General features: G+C 63.7%; 21 protein-coding genes and 1 tRNA gene. 13 read left to right on the top strand and 9 right to left on the bottom strand.

Features of this window, described 5'->3' with window-relative positions; genetic code table 11:
* Window positions 1-4 precede the first annotated feature (4 nt).
* The gene (locus EZV60_RS01830; RefSeq protein WP_135501547.1) at window positions 5-1,285 is read left to right on the top strand and encodes a DUF3422 family protein; all 1,281 of its coding nucleotides are present in this window, start codon (window positions 5-7) and stop codon (window positions 1,283-1,285) included.
* A 2-nt stretch (window positions 1,286-1,287) separates the two neighbouring features.
* Here EZV60_RS01830 and EZV60_RS18975 read toward each other — a convergent pair whose 3' ends face one another.
* Genes EZV60_RS18975 through EZV60_RS18985 form a run of 3 tightly spaced genes read right to left on the bottom strand, consistent with a single transcriptional unit; the run spans window position 1,288 to window position 1,784 of the window.
* Window positions 1,288-1,425 carry a hypothetical protein gene (locus EZV60_RS18975; RefSeq protein WP_167853436.1) on the bottom strand — a complete coding sequence of 46 codons (138 nt, stop codon included), beginning with the start codon at window positions 1,423-1,425 and terminating at the stop codon, window positions 1,288-1,290.
* Between the two features lie 28 nt (window positions 1,426-1,453).
* Complete coding sequence (locus EZV60_RS18980; RefSeq protein ID WP_167853437.1) at window positions 1,454-1,594, bottom strand: hypothetical protein; 141 nt, start codon at window positions 1,592-1,594, stop codon at window positions 1,454-1,456.
* 40 nt (window positions 1,595-1,634) lie between these two features.
* Complete coding sequence (locus EZV60_RS18985) at window positions 1,635-1,784, bottom strand: hypothetical protein (RefSeq protein WP_167853438.1); 150 nt, start codon at window positions 1,782-1,784, stop codon at window positions 1,635-1,637.
* Between the two features lie 251 nt (window positions 1,785-2,035).
* Between EZV60_RS18985 and EZV60_RS01835 the strand changes: the two genes are divergently transcribed.
* From EZV60_RS01835 to EZV60_RS01845, 3 genes are all read left to right on the top strand, one after another.
* Window positions 2,036-2,581, top strand: a complete 546-nt coding sequence (locus tag EZV60_RS01835; protein WP_135501549.1) for a sigma-70 family RNA polymerase sigma factor — start codon at window positions 2,036-2,038, stop codon at window positions 2,579-2,581.
* Window positions 2,578-3,291 carry an anti-sigma factor gene (locus tag EZV60_RS01840; protein ID WP_167853439.1) on the top strand — a complete coding sequence of 238 codons (714 nt, stop codon included), beginning with the start codon at window positions 2,578-2,580 and terminating at the stop codon, window positions 3,289-3,291. Before EZV60_RS01835 ends, EZV60_RS01840 begins: the two co-directional genes overlap by 4 nt.
* Window positions 3,292-3,372: 81 nt before the next feature.
* Window positions 3,373-3,909: a putative glycolipid-binding domain-containing protein gene (locus tag EZV60_RS01845; protein WP_167853440.1), complete on the top strand. Its 537-nt coding sequence runs from the start codon at window positions 3,373-3,375 to the stop codon at window positions 3,907-3,909.
* An 88-nt stretch (window positions 3,910-3,997) separates the two neighbouring features.
* Here the strand turns inward: EZV60_RS01845 and nusB are convergent, their stop codons facing one another.
* Genes nusB through ribB form a run of 3 tightly spaced genes read right to left on the bottom strand, consistent with a single transcriptional unit; the run spans window position 3,998 to window position 6,166 of the window.
* Window positions 3,998-4,471, bottom strand: coding sequence for a transcription antitermination factor NusB (gene nusB / locus EZV60_RS01850; RefSeq protein WP_135501556.1), 474 nt, complete (start codon window positions 4,469-4,471; stop codon window positions 3,998-4,000).
* Window positions 4,468-5,013: a 6,7-dimethyl-8-ribityllumazine synthase gene (locus EZV60_RS01855; RefSeq protein WP_135501558.1), complete on the bottom strand. Its 546-nt coding sequence runs from the start codon at window positions 5,011-5,013 to the stop codon at window positions 4,468-4,470. The genes nusB and EZV60_RS01855 overlap by 4 nt, the downstream gene beginning before the upstream one ends.
* A 4-nt stretch (window positions 5,014-5,017) precedes the next feature.
* Window positions 5,018-6,166 (bottom strand): 3,4-dihydroxy-2-butanone-4-phosphate synthase, encoded by a 1,149-nt coding sequence (gene ribB / locus EZV60_RS01860; RefSeq protein ID WP_135501560.1) that lies wholly within the window; start codon window positions 6,164-6,166, stop codon window positions 5,018-5,020.
* Window positions 6,167-6,474: 308 nt separating this feature from the next.
* Here ribB and EZV60_RS01865 point away from each other — a divergent pair, with 308 nt between their 5' ends.
* Together EZV60_RS01865 and EZV60_RS01870 are read left to right on the top strand one after the other, a co-directional pair.
* The gene (locus EZV60_RS01865) at window positions 6,475-6,807 is read left to right on the top strand and encodes a hypothetical protein (RefSeq protein ID WP_135501562.1); all 333 of its coding nucleotides are present in this window, start codon (window positions 6,475-6,477) and stop codon (window positions 6,805-6,807) included.
* Between the two features lie 326 nt (window positions 6,808-7,133).
* Window positions 7,134-7,577, top strand: coding sequence for an MmcB family DNA repair protein (locus tag EZV60_RS01870; protein ID WP_135501564.1), 444 nt, complete (start codon window positions 7,134-7,136; stop codon window positions 7,575-7,577).
* Here EZV60_RS01870 and EZV60_RS01875 read toward each other — a convergent pair.
* On the bottom strand, window positions 7,572-7,760 hold the full coding sequence (locus EZV60_RS01875) for a DUF6324 family protein (RefSeq protein WP_135501566.1): 189 nt from the start codon (window positions 7,758-7,760) through the stop codon (window positions 7,572-7,574). The genes EZV60_RS01870 and EZV60_RS01875 overlap by 6 nt on opposite strands.
* 238 nt (window positions 7,761-7,998) lie before the next feature.
* Here EZV60_RS01875 and EZV60_RS01880 point away from each other — a divergent pair, with 238 nt between their 5' ends.
* From EZV60_RS01880 to EZV60_RS01890, 3 genes are all read left to right on the top strand, one after another.
* On the top strand, window positions 7,999-9,783 hold the full coding sequence (locus EZV60_RS01880; protein WP_245306169.1) for an autotransporter assembly complex protein TamA: 1,785 nt from the start codon (window positions 7,999-8,001) through the stop codon (window positions 9,781-9,783).
* Entirely contained in the window at window positions 9,783-14,030 is a 4,248-nt protein-coding gene (locus EZV60_RS01885; RefSeq protein WP_135501570.1) for a translocation/assembly module TamB domain-containing protein, read from the top strand. The genes EZV60_RS01880 and EZV60_RS01885 overlap by 1 nt, the downstream gene beginning before the upstream one ends.
* Before the next feature lie 109 nt (window positions 14,031-14,139).
* Window positions 14,140-14,216, top strand: a tRNA-His gene (locus EZV60_RS01890).
* Window positions 14,217-14,253: 37 nt separating this feature from the next.
* Here the strand turns inward: EZV60_RS01890 and EZV60_RS01895 are convergent.
* Entirely contained in the window at window positions 14,254-14,565 is a 312-nt protein-coding gene (locus EZV60_RS01895; protein WP_135501572.1) for a DUF6476 family protein, read from the bottom strand.
* Here EZV60_RS01895 and EZV60_RS01900 point away from each other — a divergent pair.
* From EZV60_RS01900 to EZV60_RS01915, 4 genes are all read left to right on the top strand, one after another.
* Window positions 14,564-15,610, top strand: a complete 1,047-nt coding sequence (locus EZV60_RS01900) for an RluA family pseudouridine synthase (RefSeq protein ID WP_135501574.1) — start codon at window positions 14,564-14,566, stop codon at window positions 15,608-15,610. The two genes, EZV60_RS01895 and EZV60_RS01900, sit on opposite strands and share 2 nt — an antisense overlap.
* Window positions 15,611-15,888: 278 nt before the next feature.
* Window positions 15,889-16,785 (top strand): RNA polymerase sigma factor RpoH, encoded by an 897-nt coding sequence (rpoH, locus tag EZV60_RS01905; RefSeq protein WP_135501576.1) that lies wholly within the window; start codon window positions 15,889-15,891, stop codon window positions 16,783-16,785.
* Window positions 16,786-16,844: 59 nt separating this feature from the next.
* Window positions 16,845-17,894 (top strand): alpha/beta hydrolase, encoded by a 1,050-nt coding sequence (locus tag EZV60_RS01910; protein WP_135501578.1) that lies wholly within the window; start codon window positions 16,845-16,847, stop codon window positions 17,892-17,894.
* Window positions 17,895-17,949: 55 nt separating this feature from the next.
* The gene (locus tag EZV60_RS01915; RefSeq protein ID WP_135501580.1) at window positions 17,950-18,219 is read left to right on the top strand and encodes a DksA/TraR family C4-type zinc finger protein; all 270 of its coding nucleotides are present in this window, start codon (window positions 17,950-17,952) and stop codon (window positions 18,217-18,219) included.
* 59 nt (window positions 18,220-18,278) lie between these two features.
* On the opposite strand, the gene EZV60_RS01920 is transcribed toward EZV60_RS01915, so the two are convergent.
* Window positions 18,279-18,518, bottom strand: a complete 240-nt coding sequence (locus EZV60_RS01920) for a hypothetical protein (protein WP_135501582.1) — start codon at window positions 18,516-18,518, stop codon at window positions 18,279-18,281.
* Window positions 18,519-18,520: the final 2 nt, after the last annotated feature.

The raw sequence follows: 18,520 nt of genomic DNA on the forward strand, positions 1-18,520 counted from the left end.
GTCCATGCCCCCCATCGAAGACCATCCGCTCCGCTACCAGCTAACCAACGAACTGCACGCGCGGCCCTTTCCCTCGCTCGACGTGCCCTCCACCGGGGTCTTTCTCGCGGTCAAGCGGCTCGATTCCGCCGCCGGGCGCGACAAGGACGCCGATCTCAATCACCTCATCGCTCTCTTGGACCGCTACGGCGCGTCCCACCCGCAGCCGGGCGCGTCGCATTATTCGGGTAAGATCGGTCGTCACCTGCTCAAATGGGAAAACCATACCGAATTCGTCACCTACACCGCTTTCCGCCCCGGGGTAGGTGACCGCGCCTTCGATCCGGCCGAGTTCGAGGTCTTTCCAAAGGACTGGCTGCAGGAAGCCCCCGGTCATCGCATGACCTCGGCGCTGCTGCGCATCGACACGCTCAAGGATGACGAGCACCTCAAACGCGATATCTCGGACTGGTTCGTCGCCGACAGCATCGCGGTCTCCCGCGTGCTCGACGATTCCGCCGTGGTTGCGGGCGATTTTCACATCGATCCCGCCGGTCACCTGCGCTTTCTGGTCGCCGCCGCCCCGGATGCCGGGGCACGCCGGATCGGCCGCATCACCCAGCGCATGTGCGAAATCGATACTTACAAGACCATGTCGATGCTGGGCTTCGCCCGGGTGCGCGAGATGAACCCGACTCTTGGCGCGCTCGACCAGCGCCTGACAAAGCTGGTGGGCGAAATGCCCGGCGGCGCGACCAAGGCCGAGGACACGCTCGACAACCTGCTGGCCATCTCGGCCGAACTCGAAGGCATGGTGGCGCGCTCCTCCTACCGCTTCGGGGCCACGGCAGCCTACGAGCAGATCGTCAAGCAACGCATCAACGTGATGCGCGAGGAACGCTTCGACGGGCGTCAGACCTTTCACGAATTCATGATGCGCCGCTACGACCCGGCGATGCGCACCGTGCGTTCGGCCAAGGACCGGCTCGACGCTATGGCCGACCGCGCGATGCGCGCGGGCGAACTCCTGCGAACCCGCGTCGACGTGGAACGCTCCGCCCAGAACCAGGCGCTGCTCGAAAGCATGAACCGGCGCGCCGATCTGCAACTGCGCCTGCAGCGCACGGTCGAAGGGCTGTCGGTCGTGGCGATCAGCTATTATGCCGTTTCGCTCGCAAGCTACCTGCTTTACCCGGCGGCCGAGATGTTGGCGCTCTCCAAGGGCATGCTGACGGCGCTCGTCACGCTGCCCGTGGTGGGGCTTGTCTGGTACATGATCCGGCGCATCCGCCAGAAAATGGAATAGGATCAGGCCGCCCGTCGCGGCAGGAAAAGCGCGGGCCCCTCGGGGCGGCGCGCCCGCGCGGCGATGGCACAGGTGGCGCGCTGATTGAGGCGGGCAAGCGCGGTCAGACGGTTTTCACGGGCTTTCATCAACAGGGCCATTCTGGATCTCCTTGAAATATGTGGTGGGTCAGGCCGCGCGGCGCGTGGCGAAATACGGGGCAGGGCGGTCGGGGCGCTCGGGCAGATCGGCAAAGATGTTGTCGTCGCGGCGCTCAAGGATGTCGAGGGCGGTCAGACGATTCAGGCGGGCTTTGATCAGCAGGCTCATGTGGGGTTACTCCTTGTGATGTGCTTCGTGTTCGGGTGTCTCAGGCTGCGGCGGCGCGGTGAAATCGCGCCTCCAGTTCCTTCGCGAATAGCGCCTTGATCTCGGCGCGGGTTACGCCGCGCGCGGGCGTGGCGACTTCGCGCTCGGGCGCGCGCTCGGTTTCGATGCGTGTCAGCAGCTTTTTCATCATGTTTTCCTCATCCTTGTCGTGCCCCCTTGGTTCATGGGACGGGACAGGATCCGGAAAAGTTTCGGAACCGGGTCTCTTTTTAGCGCCTGGAATTACAACTCATTGATTTTAAGTAATTTTAATTCTGAAAAATTCTGAATTTTCGCCTCATTCACGTCACGTCCTTGCCCATCTGGCAAAGCATCATGGGTGAAGTAGTTCCGCGACAGACGGGACCGGAAAGACCCGTCTGCAGGAAAAGGACGCCAGGGATGGACCAGACCGACGAGATCGAATCCTTGCTGAGCAGAACGGCATTGGGAGACCGCCAGGCCTTCTCGCAGCTCTACGATCGGACCAGCGGAAAGCTTTTCGGCGTGGCCATGCGCGTCTTGCGTGACAAGAGCACCGCCGAGGACGTGCTACAGGAAAGCTACATCAAGATCTGGCGCTACGCCGAGCGCTTCGCGGCCGGCGGCGGTGTCAGTCCGATGGGCTGGATGGTCACCATCGCGCGAAATACCGCCATCGACCGGCTGCGGGCGGGCCGTGACGCCGACGATATCGACGAGATGTCCGACCGGCTGGCTGATCGCGGTCCCACGCCCGAACAGGTGGCCGAGGCCGCCGGTGAGGCGGGGCGTATCTCGACCTGCCTGTCGCAGCTTGACGATCCCCGCGACAAGGCCGTGCGCGGGGCATATCTCGAAGGGCTCAGCTACGCCGAGCTGGCCGAGAAATTCAGCGTGCCGCTCAACACGGTGCGCACCTGGCTGCGCCGCAGCCTCATCAGTCTCAGAGAATGTATGGACCAATGAGCCCGACCGCCGATCCCGCCAAAGACGACAGCCTTCTGGCCGCAGAGTACGTGCTGCGCCTCCTGCGCCCGCGCGAGGAGCGCGCGTTCGAGCGCCGCCTGCTCGAGGATCACAGGCTGGCGCAACAGGTCGCCGGATGGACCGCTCGGTTTTCCGGCATGAACGCCGAGATCGCCGAGATCACGCCGCCGCGTTCCGCCAAGAAGGGCCTGCAAACCCGCCTCTTTGGTAAGGTTGAAGAGGCCGTACCGCTCTGGCGTCGGCTTGGCCTCTGGCAGGGGCTCAGCTTTGCCTCGGTGGCGTTGGCCGCCTTCTTTGCGATGCAAATCGTCCAGATGCCGGGCCAGACGCCACCCCAAGCGCAGGACGACCGCGGCGCGCTCTTCCTCTCCGAAGTCGCGGCCGAGGATCAGTCGCTGCGCGTGCTGGCGGTCTACGACAGCGCCGCCGGACGCCTCCAGATCACCCGCACCGCCGGCGCCGCCGCGCCGGGCCGCGTGCTGGAACTGTGGGCCATCGCCGGTGAGAACGCACCGGTCTCGCTGGGTGTTCTGCCCGAGACGGGCAAGGGCGGTGTGATTCTACCCGAAGGCCTGCGCGCGCAGGTCGCTGGCCTGACGCTCGCCATCTCTGACGAACCGCCCGGCGGCTCGCCCACGGGGGCGCCCACCGGCGCGGTTCTGGCCGTCGGACAGGTGACCCGGCTCTGAAACCGGCAGCGAAAGGGCGCATTTGACCACCCCGCCGTGTCGCGACGTGCTAGAATGGCCCCCGGAAAGGGAGGACAGATCATGATCGCAGGGGCGCATTCCGTCTTGTGGGTCCGGCAGGATGGGGTCGGCAACGATGCCTGCCGCTTTGCCGATGCCGAGGGCGGCTACCTGATCGACGGCTCCGCGACCGATTCCGACTGGACGGTCCGCCGCTATCGCATCCGCGCGCGAGACGACGGCACGACGCGCCGCGCCCGGATCGGCGTGCAGTCCCGACTTTTCGTGCAGCGCGCGCCCGACGATACCTGGCGGCTCAACGGCCAGCCGGCGCCCGAGGTCACGGGCGCGAAAGACATCCACCTGGCCTTCACGCCCGCCACGCTGACCCTTCCCATCCGCCGCCTCAAGCTGGCAGAGGGCGACGAGGCCGAGATTCTCGTCGCAGAGCTGGATGTGGAAAACGAACGCCTCAGCCCCCGCCACCTCAAGCTGCGCCGCACCGGCAAGGACAGCTACGAGTGTGTCGAGACCGAAACCGGCCTCGTGTCAAACCTGACCATCGACCGCCACGGAATCGTGCGAAAATGGGACGGACGCTGGCAGGCGCAGAGATAGAGCGCGCAGGAGCCCGCAGGGGCAACACGTCCGGCTTCGAAAACACGCACGCGGCAGGCTCGGGTTTTGCAAAAAAACCGAAAGGTCGTCAGAACGCCTCGGGCTTGGCCTCGCGCGCCATGTGGTCAAGCACCGCGTTCACGAACTTGCCTTCCTTACCCTCGGGGTAAAAGCTTTTGGCGATGTCCACGAATTCGTTGATCACCACGCGCGGCGGTGCCTCGCCTTCCAGCATCTCGGCCCCCGCGGCGCGAAACAGGGCCCGAAGCGTCGGATCGATCCGCCCGATGGGCCATTTCGCCACCAGCGCGCGGTCCGTCATCTGGTCGATCTTCGCCTGCCAGTTCACCGCGTCGTCCAGCAGCTTGCGGAAAAGGTCGATATCGCCATCGGCCATGTCAACGCCCTCTTCCACCTCCGCGCCAAAGCGGAACTCGAGGAACTCGCGCCGCACCGCGTCGCTCGTCTGCCCGGAATGCTCCATCTGGAAAAGCGCCTGCACCGCGTATAGCCGCGCGGCCGAACGCATCTTGCGCCGCTGGTTGCCGGAAAGCTCGCTCATGCCTTGGGGTTATCCTTCAACTCGCCCGCGATCTTGTATTCTTCTGCCGCAGGCACAAAGCCGACGCCCTTGCGCGCGGACCCCCATTTGCGCACCAGCGCAATCAGATGCAGCGCCGCTGCGGCGGCGCCTGCACCCTTGTTCATCCGCGCAGGGTCTGCGCGCGCCTCGGCCTGATCGCGGTTTTCCACCGTCAGAATGCCGTTGCCGATGCACAGCCCCTGCAGCCCCAGCAGGGTGATCCCCCGGCTGCTGTCGTTGCAAACCGTTTCGTAATGCGTGGTTTCGCCGCGAATGACACAGCCAAGCGCGACATAGCCGTCGTAATTGCTCATCCGCTCGGCGATGCCGATCGCCGTGGGCACCTCCAGCGCGCCGGGCACCTCAATCACCTCATGCGTGCCGCCGCAGGCCTCGATCTCGGCGGTGGCGCCCGCGATCAGCTGATCGGCGATATCGCGGTAAAACGGCGCGACCACGATCAGGATCTTCACCGGTTTGTCGAATTCCGGGCGCGGCAGCGTGTACTCGGTTCCGGCCATGGGGTTACCCCTTGCTCAGCGGGCGCGTGCCCACGATGGAAATGCCGTAGGCGTCAAGGCCAAGATAGCGCGTGTCGGGGCTGTCGGTCACGAGGATCAGCTCGTGCAGACCCATCGTCGACATTATTTGCGCGCCAAGGCCGGTCTGCTTGACCGTGCGCGGCCCTTCCTCCTCGTCAAGCTCGCTTGCGAGGCTCGGACGCGGCTGCCGGAAAAGGAAGACCGCGCCACGGCCTTCCTCGGCGATGATCTCCATCGCGCGCGGAAGCTTTGCGGTGGGCCGGCCCCCCCGCGCCTCAAGCCCGATCCCCAGCACGTCCTCCAGCGCGTTCAGCGCATGGGTTCGTGCCAGCACCGGCTGGCCGTCATAGATGTCGCCCTTGACCAGAACGACATGCTCTGTGCCGCTGATCTGGTCGGCAAAGATGCGCATATCCCACGCGCCGCCATGAGAGGACGTGATCGTCTCGTGCCGCACCTCGCGCACGAGGTTGTCGTGCTTGTGGCGATAGGCGATCAGGTCCGAGATCGTGCCGATCTTCATGTCATGGGCTTTTGCGAAGGCGATCAGGTCGGGCAGGCGGGCCATCGTCCCATCCTCCTTCATGATCTCGCAGATCACGCCGGCGGGCTTTAGCCCCGCCAGCCGCGCGATATCGACCGCCGCCTCGGTATGGCCGGCGCGCACCAGAACCCCACCGTTCCGCGCGCGCAGGGGAAAGACGTGACCGGGTGTGGCGATATGCGCCTGGGTATTCTGTTCGTTGATCGCGGTGGCGATGGTCAGCGCCCGATCAGCGGCGGAAATTCCGGTGCTCACGCCCTCGCGCGCCTCGATACTCACCGTGAACGCGGTCTCATGCCGAGACGAGTTGTTCACCGCCATCATCGGCAGGCCCAGCCGGTCGATCCGCTCGGCGGTCATCGGCAGGCAGATAAGGCCCTTGCCATGGGTGGCCATGAAATTGATCGCCTGCGCATCGGCGAATTCGGCGGCGATGACAAGATCACCCTCGTTCTCGCGGTCCTCGTGATCGACGAGGATGAACATCTTGCCCGCGCGCGCGTCCGCGATGATCTCCTCTGTCGGTGAGATCGCGCTGCGCAGTTCCGCTTCGACGGGACCGGGTTTTTCAAAGGCTTGCTCTGGCATGTTGCCCCTCTGGCAGTGACCGACCGCCAGATAGCGCAGGGGCGCGGGAATGGCCAGAGGCGACGTCGGGTTCTGCGCCGCGTATGATGGCAAGGGGTAAAGGGACCGCGCGCTTGCCAACTACGGGCGAAGGCGATTTGGCAATCATATGGCTGTGTGGCGCACCGCGCCCAGACGTTGCAGGTTGGTTCAATCGACCGTTCCCGGCACAAGCGTCACAAAGCCACACCACCGGTATCATTCCGCTCACGCTCTTGAGGCGACCGCCCGGTGTGATACACTTTTGTCGAGCACAAAGGAGTCGTCCAATGCCCAAGCTCATCCGTCTTTACATCGTCAACGTCGCCATCGGCTTTGCCATCGCGGCGGTGTTTGTCGGGATGCTTCTGTGGTTCGACATCGCCAATCTGTGGCATCTGGTGAGCCACTCCGACAAGGGCTGGCTCGCCGTGCTCATCCTCTGGATTTCGAACGGGATCATTTTCGCCGGCGTCCAGTTCGGTATCGCCGTGATGCGGCTCAAGGACGATGACGACGACGACCACCCCGGCGGCGGTCTGCGCGAGCGGGTGATGCAACGCGATCACGCGACCATCCCGGTGCGCGTCGACGAGCGGCATCGCGACTTCTGGCAAAACTGATCGTGGAGCGGGCTTCTCCCGCTTCAGACTTTTGTACAAAATGGACAAACGCCCTCAAAAGCTTGGGTCATTTTGTACAATTCGCGGGATGTGACGGGCCCGCACGCAACCGTTTGGTTATCTCATTCCCGAGGACCTGTATGAACAGGTGGGCGCCGGTTAAACTGACCAGGGCCAGAACAGAGCCAGCTCCCTCGGATTTGCTTAAGGCCACCGGAATGCAACCGTTCACGAGAAGGGCAGCACCCGTCACGCACCACAGGTAATCCCTTCCTGCACCGGCGGCAAGGGGTTGCTTTTGTTCATCCTTTGTTCATACTGTCACTATGCATGTCGAGACCCTTCAAACCCTGCAGCCCGGACAGCTTCTGGCCCGCGGCGTCTGCCGGCACCTGCTGGGTCATGACTTTGTTTCCATTGAGGAATTCACGCCCGAAAAGGGCAAGCGAGTGGACGTGATGGCGCTTGGTCCCAAGGGCGAAATCTGGGTTATCGAGTGCAAATCCAGCCGCGCCGATTTTCTTTCGGACTGTAAATGGGAGGGTTATCTCGATTGGTGCGACCGCTATTTCTGGGCCGTAGACGACAGCTTTCCAACCGAGCTTTTGCCCGAAGAGACAGGTCTTATCATCGCGGATGCCTATGACGCCCAGATTCTGCGCATGGCGCCCGAAAACAAACTACCCGCCTCGCGCCGCACAGCGCTCATTCGCCGCATCGCACGCCACGCCGCCTTGCGCCTGCAGGGCCTGCGCGACCCCGGTCTATGAACGTTTGGCCTCGGCGGCCTTGGCGGCGGCAAGTATTTCCTCGGCGATTTCACGAGCTTCGTCAGGTTCGAAATCCATCGGGATTTCAACGCCTTGCGCCTCGACAAACAGACGCACCATGCCTGCGTCGGTCGGCCCGATCTGCAAGTTCGCTTCGATATCACGTTCGGTGTTGATACCCATGTTGCCCTCCTGACAAGCGCCATGCGACCTAGCGTTTTCACCGCGGAAAGGCAAGCGACAGCACAAGTCTTGCTGGCCGATCGGCACCGGCGCCCTAGGTCACAACTGCGCATGTGGGTGTCTTTTCGCCTGCCCGCGACACGTACAGGGCGATCAGCGCAAATCGAATTGTGGCCACACGCGTGTAATGGAATAGTGCCGGTGAATGCCTGGAGACGAAAATTTGCCTGATTCCCGATTGTTTTCGCGATTTTTGTGCCTTCTGGCCCTCATCCTCGCCCCGGTCAGCCTTTCGGCGACCGAGGTCGCGGTCAGCGTTCCGGGCGCGCGGGAAGAACTGAGCGACCGGCTGCGTAGCGCATCGCTCGTGGTCGAGGCGGCCGAAAAAGACGGCGCAACCGCCCAAGACGTGCTGGCCGCGGCCCGCGCGGATTACCTTCGGATGATCGAAGTCCTTTATGACGAAGGACATTATGGCGGCGTGGTCAGCATCCTGGTCGACGGACGAGAGGCGGCGGATATCTCACCGCTCGCCGGACCGCTTGAGATCCGGTCGGTGCAGGTGCGCGTGCAACCGGGCCCGCTCTTCTGGTTTTCGCGCGCCGAGATCGGGCCTCTGGTTCCGAACACCCGTCCCGCCGAGGGTTATGCGGCAGGCGAGGCGGCGCGCGCCGGTGTGATCCGCAACGCGGCGCGTGAGGCTGTCGATACCTGGCGAGATGTCGGCCACGCAAAGGCTGAAGTCAGCGATCAGACCATCACGGCGAACCATGCGAAAACCGCGATTTCCTCGCAAATCAGCTTGTCGCCGGGGCCGCGCCTGCGGTTTGGCGCGCTCTACATGGACGAAACGCAAAGCAGAGTGCGCCCGGGACGGGTTCGCGCGATCGCCGGGCTGCCCACCGGCGAAATCTATTCTCCGGCGGAATTGCAGGAAGCAGAGCAACGGCTGCGGCGCACGGGCGCCTTCCGCTCTGTCACATTGCGTGAAGCCGAAGTACCCACCGCAGATAACCGCCTAGATTTCAACGCCGAACTGACAGACGCCAAGCGCCGTCGTGTCGGTGCAGGGATCGAGCTGTCGTCGCTTGAGGGACTGACTCTCAGCGGCTTCTGGCTGCATCGCAACCTGCTCGGCGGTGCCGAACGGCTGCGTTTCGATTTCGAGATCGGCGGCATCGGTGGTGACTCGGGCGGCATCGACTACAAGCTAAGCGGTCGGTACGAACGACCAGCCACCTTTACGCCGAATACCACGCTCTTTCTCGGCTTCACGATCCAGGAACTGGACGAGCCCGAATACCGCGAGCGCAGCGGTCGGATCGGAGGCGGTTTGACCCATCGGGTCGATGAGGATCTCACCGTGGAATCCGGGATCATGTACCAGTATTCTGAGATCGACGATGACCTCGGGTCTCGGACGTTGGAACACTTGCTGTTCCCATCCAGCCTTACCTTCGATGATCGTGATGATGAGTTGAATGCGACCAAGGGGATTTACCTGAATATCGAGGCGACACCGTTCATTGGCCTCGATAACGATGCCTTGGGAACAAGACTTTACACAGATGCGCGCACATATGTTGGCCTTGGTGAGGACAACCGATTTGTTCTCGCGGGCCGGTTTCAGCTCGGCTCGGTCGCCGGGGCACGGGCCACCGAAGTTCCGCCGGACATGCTTTTCTACTCCGGGGGCGCGGGTACGGTACGCGGGCAGCCTTACCAATCTCTTGCGATAGACATTGGCAACGGCAACCGGATCGGCGGCCGGTCCTTCCTGGCTTTGTCCGGCGAAGTTCGCACCAAGATTAACGAAAAGTGGTCGATCGTGGGGTTTGCAGACACCGGTTTCGTCGGGCAGGACAGTTGGGGCACCGGCAACGGCGATTGGCATTCTGGCGCAGGTTTTGGCGCGCGGTACAATACCGGGATCGGTCCGATCCGGGTCGACCTTGCCACCCCGCTGGATGACGACGCGGGTCAGGACTTTGAACTATACATCGGGATCGGACAGGCCTTTTGATGCGCTTTCTCAGGATTTTTGCGACGCTTCTGATGCTGCCGATCACGGCCGCGGCACAGGATCAGGACGACAAAAGTTATATTGAGGGCTGGCTTCAGGATGCGCTGTCGGGTGCGGGCCGCAGCGTGACCGTAACTGGCTTTCAGGGCGCGTTGTCTTCGAATGCGACAATGCAGGAGCTGACGATCGCGGACGAAGATGGCGTCTGGTTCACGATGCGGGGCGCATCTTTGGTGTGGTCGCGCAGCGCCTTGCTGGCCGGGCGGCTGGAGGTTGAGGAACTGACCGCAGAGCGGATCGAATTGGTTAGGCTGCCGCAATCGGAAGAGCAGGTTTCGACCGAGGACACACAAGCCTGGGAATTCAAGCTGCCGGATCTGCCGGTCTCGGTGAACGTCGATCTTGTCCGTGCCGAGCAAGTGGTTCTGGGTGAATCCGTTATCGGTCAGCCGGTGACCTTGTCGCTGGAAGGCAGTTTCCGTCTGGATGATGGCGAAGCACAGGCGCGGCTCGATATTCGTCGCACCGACCGCGCGGACGAGCTTGTTTTTGCGGGCAGTTTCTCTAACGAGACCCGAGTTCTTGGACTTGATCTGAGCTTTTCCGAGACAGGTGGCGGCATGGTATCGGAGTTGCTCGGCATACCCGGAGCCCCAGCGTTGCAGTTGACCGTCTCAGGCGAGGCACCTCTGTCGGACTATGCGGCGCGCGTGGCCCTGTCGACCGATGGTGTTCAGCGGCTTGGCGGGTCTGTCCGGATCGGCACGGCGGCCGACGCGGTCGGCAAGGGATATTCGTTTTCCGCCGGGCTACGCGGCGATGTGCGCGTGCTTGTAACCTCTGATTTGCATCCCTTCTTCGGCGAGAATGCCGAGCTTTCGGTTGCGGGCCAGACCGCTGCCGACGGCCGTCTTCGCGTCGATGACCTGCAGGTCGCGACCGGAGCGCTAGAACTTGGCGGCAATTTGGCTCTCGCCCCGGATGGCTGGCCAGAACGGTTCTCGCTACAGGGCAGGATTGGCCAAGGCTCCGAGGTTCGGTTGCCTTTCGGCGGCGCCGATGCGGCGCTCGGCAATGCCGAAATCTCGGCGGAATTCGATGCAGAGGATGGAGATCGCTGGCAGATCGAGGTCACCGCGACCGGATTTTCAAATGCGCAGATCGGGCTCGACCGCGCGGAAATCTCCGGTGGCGGTCTGATAGATCGAGATGGCGCCCCGGCTTTCACCGCCGATCTTTTGTACCGTCTGACAGGGCTTTCGCATGTCGATCCCGGCCTCGCCGCGGCGATTGGACCCGGGCCGGAAGGCAGGCTTGAACTGGCGTGGCAGCCCGGTGCGCCGCTTGACATGAAAAACCTGCAATTGACGAGCGGCGACCTAAGCCTGAGCGCGTCTGCAGCGCTCGACAATCTCTCGGACGGGTTTCCCGTTTCTGGCCGGGCCGCCATTGAAGCGGGTGACCTGTCGCGGTTTGCGGCCCTTGCGAACCGGGCACTTGGCGGTGCGGCGACCCTCACCGTGACGGGCGATGGCACGCTTTTGGGCGGTGCGTTCGATGCAGAGGTCGAGGCCGTGACCAACGACCTGCGCGTCGGCGAGCCGCGGGTCGAGCCAGTTCTGCGCGGCCGGTCGGAGCTTTCCGTATCGGCGCGCCGCGACACCGAGGGCACGGTGCTCGAGGCGCTTTTGTTGGAAAATGCCGCCGTCACGGCCCGCGCCTCGGGCCGTCTTGATCCCGATGATGGACAACTCGACATCGAAGCGCGTTTGCGTGACGTCTCCCTTTTGGAGCCGAGCCTCAATGGACCGGCGACGGTCGACACGCAGGTTGCCTGGGATGCAAGCGACCGTCTGCGCCTGTCGCGTCTTGTCGCGTCCGTCGCTGAGGCCGAGATCACCGCGAGCGGCTCGTTGGTGCCGGATGACCCCGGCTTGCCCGCGGAGGGTCGCGTCACGCTACGAGCTGCCGATCTGTCGCGGTTTGCCGCGCTTGCGGGTCGGGACCTTGGCGGTTCGGTTGACCTCACGCTCGAAGGCAACGGGCGGGTTCTTGAGCGGACGGGCGAGGCTACTCTGAATGCGACCACGCAGGATCTGCGCGTAGACGAGGAACGGTTGGACCCTATGATGCGGGGGCGCTCGACTCTTTTGGTCGCAGGCCGATACGATCCCGACGCCGCAAGCGTGCTGGAGCGGTTTGAACTGCACAACGACGCCATCCGCGCAACGGCCTCCGGACAACTTGATCAAACGGAAGGGCGCTTGACGCTTGATACGCGTCTGACCGAGGTCGGTCTTGTCGAGCCGAAACTGAACGGCCCGGCGACTGTGGACACGGCGCTGACATGGGATGTCCAGGAAGAACAATTGACCCTGTCACGCCTTGAGGCGGCTGTGGCCGGGGCGACATTGACCGCACAAGGCCGCGTGAAGCCGAACGATCCCGCGTTGCCGGCGCAGGGACGCGTGGAGGTGACTGCGCCGGAATTGGCACGTTTCGCAAGCCTAGCGGGGCGCGCGTTGAGTGGGGAGCTTTCGGCCTCGCTTGAGGGCGAGGGCGATGTGCGTGGTGAGCGCTTCGATATCACCACCTCGGTCAATGGTGCCCGCCTGCGCACCGGGATTGCGGAATTGGACCGGCTGCTTGGCGGTCAGTTGGAGCTTGACGCAGCGGCGGCTTACACGGACGAGCGCATCTCGGTTGATTTTTTCCGGTTTCTCTCGGCGCAGGTGCGCGCCAATGCCTCGGGCTCTGGTCCGGGTCAGCCGATTTCGATCAACGCGCGACTGGCAGATGTCGGGCTCATCGCTCCCGGCTTTAACGGACCGGCGCAAGTGAATGGCACGATCACGCCGCGTGACGGACAGGGGCGCGATCTTGGCGTCAATATCCAGGCCACCGGACCCGGCGGGATCACGGCGCAGGTGACGGGCGATATTCTCGATTTGGGTCAGCGTCTTGCACTCTCGGCGACGGGCGTTGCGCCCCTTGGGCTGGTCAACGGCTTCATCGCACCGCGTTCGGTGCAGGGCCGCGCAAATTTCGATCTGTCGATCAACGGCGCACCCGGTCTTAACGCAGTCTCGGGTCGGGCGGTGATTTCGGATACCCGCGTGTCCCTGCCGAAAATTAACGCTGCGCTCAATGACATCAACGGTACCGTAACGCTGTCGAATGGGCAGGCATTGACGGAACTTGGTGGTACCGCCGGGGCGGGAGGGACGTTCCGGCTGCGCGGGCCGATCACGCTGTCGGGCGGCATTCCCGCGCAGCTGGAGGTGATCCTGACCGAACTGGGTGTCGTCGAGCCGAACCTCTTCCGGACGCGGCTGAACGGCGTGGTGACCCTGCGCGGGCCCCTGACCGGGGGCGCGACCATTGGAGGGTCCATTGCGCTTGGCGCCACCGAGTTGCAGGTGCCTTCGGGGTCGAGCGCGGCGGGCGGTGCCGCAATCGAAATCCGGCACATCAACGAACCGCGCGCGGTGGCGCAGACCCGGCGCCGCGCGGGACTTATCAAGGAAGCGGCTGACAGCGGTCGACCGGTGGTCTTTCCGCTTGATCTGGCCATCAGCGCCCCAAACCGGATTTTCGTTCGGGGACGCGGACTTGACGCCGAGCTTGGCGGGCAGCTTCAGCTGAGTGGAACAACGGCGGATGTGCAGGCCAGCGGGCTTTTCGAACTGATCCGGGGCCGGATCGACGTTCTTGGACAAAGGCTTGAACTGACCGAGGGGCGGATCACCCTGCGCGGCGCACTGGACCCCTATTTGCGCTTCGTTGCCGAAACGGAGGCCGATGATGTGGTCGTGCGTATCATCCTTGATGGCCTTGCCTCGTCGCCGAGCGTGTCCTTCGAATCCGATCCGGACATGCCGCAGGAAGAGGCCCTGGCGCTGTTGCTGTTCGGCCGCGGAATAGACGAGATCTCGGCCTTTCAGGCCGCGGAACTGGCGCTGGCCGTGGCGACGCTTTCGGGGCAGCGCAGCGGTGGATTGCAGGGTGGTCTGCGTTCGGCCTTGGGTCTGAGTGATCTCGACGTCACCTCGACCGAGGATGGCGCCACGCAGTTCGAGGCCGGCGCCTATCTGACCGAGAACCTCTATTCCAGCGTCACCGCTGATACAGATGGCAACCAGCAGATCAATCTCAACCTGGATCTTTCGAAGACCCTGACGGTCAAGGGCCGGACCGGGACGGACGGGGATACCGGGATCGGGATCTTCTTCGAAAAGGACTATTGAAGCCGCAGACCCGGCGCGACTTTTGCCGCGCTTTCGCAGTTGCATCGCGCGATCAGCTTTGGCATATGGGGCTTCAGTTTTCCCTCGCCGGGGCAGACGCAGCACAAGTGCCGCCTTAGCTCAGTAGGTTAGAGCGCTAGATTGTGGATCTAGAGGTCCCCCGTTCGAGCCGGGGAGGCGGTACCACTTCTTCCTTAGCAAAGGAACCCTTCTGCTTGTCCGTTCACGGCTGTGTCGTGATCTGGATAGTCTGGCGCAGCTTTCCGGTATCCGCGTCGAACACCATGATTTCATTGGATTTCGTCACGATGGCGTACCAGCCGTCGCCCTTGGTGACGGCGATGGGCACGGTGCCGTCAGGCAAGGTGATCCGGTCGGGAAAGGCTGGCGCGGAGGTGCCGGAGAAGCGGGTGACAAGCAGGCCGATGATCACTACAAGCCCGATGATCATCGTGGCGCTGAGCGTCGTCACGAGGAAGCGCAGGTATTTCACGAGGGCCGGATCGACCGGCTGAGGCTCTGGATTGTCGGTCATGGATGAACGTCCCCTCTCGGTCCGCATCGCGGCCGATCCGCCGCCCCGCCTTGATAAGGCGCTTGCGCGCGATGTGCCAGAGGACGCGGCGCTGTCGCGCACGCGGTTGGCGCGGCTCATTGCCGAGGGTCAGGTGCGGCTGCGGGGGGTCGTGGTGACGGATGCCAAGACGCGCGTGGAGGAGGGCGACATCGTGGAGATCACGGTGCCGCAGGTGGCCGAGGTGGAAACGGTCGCGCAGGACATCGCCCTGAGCGTCGTCTATGAGGATGACGATCTGATCGTCGTCGAAAAGCCCGCGGGCATGGTCGTGCATCCCGCACCGGGAAGCCCGGACGGCACGCTGGTTAACGCCCTGTTGCATCATTGCGGCGACACGCTTTCCGGGGTGGGCGGCGAGAAACGCCCCGGCATTGTGCACCGGATCGACAAGGACACCAGCGGACTTCTAGTTGTGGCCAAGTCCGATCGGGCGCATCACGGCCTTGCGCAACAGTTCGAAGCCCATACCGTAGAGCGAAAATATTACGCTGTGGTTAACGGCAGTCCCGATACCGCCGATCCGCGTCTGAAGGGTGTCAAAGGCGTCAGTTTCGAGCCCGGCAATATCGTGAAACTGACCACGCAACTGGCCCGGCACAAGACTGACCGGCAGCGCCAAGCCGTTATTTTTCAAGGCGGACGTCACGCGGTGACGCGCGTGCGGGTGGTCGAGACTTTCGGGGCGCCGCCGCAGGCCGCGCTGGTGGAATGCTGGCTGGAAACCGGCCGTACCCACCAGATTCGGGTGCACCTTGCGCATGCGGGACACGGATTGGTCGGGGATCCGGTCTATGGCGGGCGGCGCAAGCTTAACGCCAAAGCCTTGAGCGAAAAGGCAATTTCCGCCGTTCAGGGATTTACGCGGCAAGCGCTTCATGCCGCTGTTCTGGGCTTCGAACACCCGGTCAGCGGCGAAAGCATGCGGTTCGAGGCGGAGATGCCCGAGGACATGGCGGAACTGTGCGAGGCGTTGCGCGACGGTGGAACCGGGACGGTGTCTTAACCGTTGATTTTACGATGAAAGAGCGATGTGACATCCGTACACAACGCATACACAGGCCGTACACCGCCGCGCAGACCTGTGGGCTTGTCCGAAACTCTTAACGCGCGGTCGCGGGGTCTGACAGAAACTGCACGGTTGCGTGAAAACGCGTAGCTTTTCTGGCAAAACGACGGAACGTTGGTCATATTCCGTTAAACCGATTGGTTCACTCTTCTTGAAACGGCAGGAGGGTGCGCCTAGATAAATGTTAAGCCGATAAACATTGGAGGGACCGAGGCTTGAGCAATTATGGCAATCTTCCCGCACCGTCGCCCGAAGCCGGGCTGAACCGGTATCTGCAGGAGATCCGCAAGTTTCCCCTACTGGAACCGGAAGAAGAATACATGCTGGCCAAGCGGTGGGTCGAGGAACAGGATACCGAGGCCGCCCACAAGATGGTGACGAGCCACTTGCGCCTCGCGGCCAAGATCGCGATGGGTTACCGCGGCTATGGCCTGCCGCAGGCCGAGGTGATTTCCGAGGCCAATGTGGGCCTGATGCAGGCGGTCAAGCGGTTCGACCCGGAGAAGGGGTTCCGCCTTGCGACCTATGCGATGTGGTGGATCCGCGCCAGCATTCAGGAATACATCCTGCGCAGCTGGTCCATGGTGAAGCTGGGCACGACGAGCGCGCAGAAAAAGCTTTTCTTCAACCTGCGCAAGGCCAAGGCGCGCATCGGCGCGCTGGAGGAAGGTGACCTGCGGCCTGAGAACGTCAAGCAGATCGCGCATGATCTGGGCGTGACCGAGGACGAGGTCATCTCGATGAACCGCCGGATGTCCGGCGGCGACGCGTCTCTCAACGCTACGGTGGGCCAAGAAGGCGAAGGCACCATGCAGTGGCAGGATTGGCTGGAAGACGAGGACGCCAACCAGGCCGAGGATTATGAGAAGCGCGACGAGCTTGAGGCGCGGCGCGAGTTGCTGGCCGAGGCGATGGATGTGCTCAACGACCGCGAGAAGGATATCCTGACCCAGCGGCGCCTGAGCGAGAACGCGGTCACGCTTGAGGAACTGTCGGGCCAGTACGATGTGAGCCGCGAGCGGATCCGCCAGATCGAGGTACGTGCCTTCGAGAAGCTGCAGAAGCGGATGCGTGCGCTGGCCGGAGAAAAAGGTATGATGGCCGACGCCTGACGATGTTCAGGCGGGGTCAAATCGGATAGCCTCTCGCGCGGTGCGCGAGGGGCTTTTTCATGAGGTACGCGATGCGATGGATGCGGCGGATCGGCCTGGCCTGCGGTCTGGGCGTGCTGGCGGCCTGCGGTCCGCAGATGACCGCGCAATATGGTCCCGCCGCGCCCGAGGGCCGGATCGTCAGCCTGATGGTGGCGATGCAGCGCCCGCTCGACGACACCGGGGCGCGTTTTGGCGCGCGCCGGGTGGAGGCGCTGCGCTATCTCCGGGCCGATATCTCGATCCCACCCGTTCATCGTCCGGGCCGGATCGAATGGGCCGAGGGGGCCGCCAACCCGTCCCGGCATTTCGTCGTGGCCGGAACGCAGGTGTTCGGGACCGAAGCGGCGTTCCTGCGCGAGGTGCGCGCGCGGCGCACGGGCCGCGAGACGCAGGTTTTCGTTCACGGCTACAACAACACGCTGTCGCACGCCATGTACCGGCTGGCGCAGATGCGGGCGGATTTCGGAATGACCGGCGCGCCGGTGTTGTTTTCCTGGGCATCGGCGGGAGATCCGCGCGGCTATGTCTATGATCGCGACAGCGTGCTTTACGCGCGCGACGACCTTGAGGCGCTGCTTGCGCGGCTGACGGCGGAGGAGGGTGAGCGCGTGACGTTTCTGGCCCATTCCATGGGCGCGCATCTGGTGATGGAGGTCATGCGGCAGGCCGCGCTGCGGGGCGACCGGGCGCTTCTCGACCGGATCAGCGGTGTGGTGCTGATGTCGCCGGATCTCGACCCGGATCTCTTTCGCCGGCAGGTCGAGACGATCGGCGATCTGCCGCAGCCCTTTCTTATTTTCGTGAGTCAGCAGGACCGGGCCCTCAGGCTGTCGTCGCTGATTACCGGGCGCAAGCCGCGGCTGGGGCGGATCGACGGGCCCGAAGCGGTGGCCGGATTGCCGGTGAAGGTGATCGATTTCACCGCGCTGTCCGAGGGCGAGGGGATGGGGCACGCTGTGCCCGCGACGTCCCCGGCGGCGATCACCGTGTTGCGGGGCATGATCGACCAGGCGGCGAGAGGGGCAGAGGCCTTTGCCGATTACATGGTGCTGACCGCCAATCCGTGATCTTGCGGGGCGGGCCGGGCGCGCCTAGCTTATCCTGGAAGACAAGGAGACAGCCATGGCCGGTGGATGGGCACGCGACGGCGCGGTGAGCGAACAGATCGAAGCCTCGATCGAGGATGAGTTGGCGCGGATGAAGGCCGCCAAGCGCCCGGTGGGCGAGAGCCTGACCCATTGTGCCGAGTGCGAGGAAGAGATCCCCGAGGCGCGTCGCGACGCCTTGCCCGGCGTGAAGCTGTGCATCGACTGCCAGCAGGAGCGCGACGGGGTGCAGGCGGCGCGCGGCGGAATCAATCGACGGGGCAGCAAGGACAGCCAGCTGAAGTGAGCGCGGCGCGAGGTGCCGGGCCGCGGCCTATTGAGTTATTTCCAAGAAGAAGATGAGGTTTAGTCCCGGGGCGGCGGGCGGAATTTGCGCCAGAGCGGTTTGATGTCGAGCGCGGCGACGGCGAGGCCGAGGGGGATCATCCAGAAGCCCAGTACCGGCAGGAAGCCGAACACCCCGCCCAAGATCAGAAGGAGGCCGAGGATGAGGCGCAGGCCAGGGGGGACCTTGGCGCGGATACGCACGAGGAGCCGGCGCAAGCGGTTGCGCCAGCTGTGATTGACCGGGCCGGGTTTGGCCATGG

This window comes from Roseovarius aestuariivivens, from assembly GCF_004761875.1.
In the GTDB taxonomy this organism is placed as follows: Bacteria; Pseudomonadota; Alphaproteobacteria; order Rhodobacterales; family Rhodobacteraceae; genus Roseovarius; species Roseovarius aestuariivivens.

Excerpts from the sequence above, each read along its gene's own strand:
- EZV60_RS01865 (WP_135501562.1), top strand. The coding sequence starts at position 6,475 with ATGCCCAAGCTCATCCGTCTTTACATCGTCAACGTCGCCATCGGCTTT.
- nusB (WP_135501556.1), bottom strand. The coding sequence starts at position 4,471 with ATGAGCGAGCTTTCCGGCAACCAGCGGCGCAAGATGCGTTCGGCCGCG.
- EZV60_RS01920 (WP_135501582.1), bottom strand. The coding sequence starts at position 18,518 with ATGGCCAAACCCGGCCCGGTCAATCACAGCTGGCGCAACCGCTTGCGC.
- EZV60_RS01885 (WP_135501570.1), top strand. The coding sequence starts at position 9,783 with ATGCGCTTTCTCAGGATTTTTGCGACGCTTCTGATGCTGCCGATCACG.
- ribB (WP_135501560.1), bottom strand. The coding sequence starts at position 6,166 with ATGCCAGAGCAAGCCTTTGAAAAACCCGGTCCCGTCGAAGCGGAACTG.
- EZV60_RS18980 (WP_167853437.1), bottom strand. The coding sequence starts at position 1,594 with ATGAGCCTGCTGATCAAAGCCCGCCTGAATCGTCTGACCGCCCTCGAC.
- EZV60_RS18975 (WP_167853436.1), bottom strand. The coding sequence starts at position 1,425 with ATGGCCCTGTTGATGAAAGCCCGTGAAAACCGTCTGACCGCGCTTGCC.
- EZV60_RS01910 (WP_135501578.1), top strand. The coding sequence starts at position 16,845 with ATGAGGTACGCGATGCGATGGATGCGGCGGATCGGCCTGGCCTGCGGT.
- EZV60_RS01855 (WP_135501558.1), bottom strand. The coding sequence starts at position 5,013 with ATGGCCGGAACCGAGTACACGCTGCCGCGCCCGGAATTCGACAAACCG.
- EZV60_RS18985 (WP_167853438.1), bottom strand. The coding sequence starts at position 1,784 with ATGATGAAAAAGCTGCTGACACGCATCGAAACCGAGCGCGCGCCCGAG.
- EZV60_RS01870 (WP_135501564.1), top strand. The coding sequence starts at position 7,134 with ATGCATGTCGAGACCCTTCAAACCCTGCAGCCCGGACAGCTTCTGGCC.
- EZV60_RS01895 (WP_135501572.1), bottom strand. The coding sequence starts at position 14,565 with ATGACCGACAATCCAGAGCCTCAGCCGGTCGATCCGGCCCTCGTGAAA.
- EZV60_RS01915 (WP_135501580.1), top strand. The coding sequence starts at position 17,950 with ATGGCCGGTGGATGGGCACGCGACGGCGCGGTGAGCGAACAGATCGAA.
- EZV60_RS01840 (WP_167853439.1), top strand. The coding sequence starts at position 2,578 with ATGAGCCCGACCGCCGATCCCGCCAAAGACGACAGCCTTCTGGCCGCA.
- EZV60_RS01835 (WP_135501549.1), top strand. The coding sequence starts at position 2,036 with ATGGACCAGACCGACGAGATCGAATCCTTGCTGAGCAGAACGGCATTG.
- EZV60_RS01830 (WP_135501547.1), top strand. The coding sequence starts at position 5 with ATGCCCCCCATCGAAGACCATCCGCTCCGCTACCAGCTAACCAACGAA.
- EZV60_RS01845 (WP_167853440.1), top strand. The coding sequence starts at position 3,373 with ATGATCGCAGGGGCGCATTCCGTCTTGTGGGTCCGGCAGGATGGGGTC.
- EZV60_RS01900 (WP_135501574.1), top strand. The coding sequence starts at position 14,564 with ATGGATGAACGTCCCCTCTCGGTCCGCATCGCGGCCGATCCGCCGCCC.
- EZV60_RS01875 (WP_135501566.1), bottom strand. The coding sequence starts at position 7,760 with ATGGGTATCAACACCGAACGTGATATCGAAGCGAACTTGCAGATCGGG.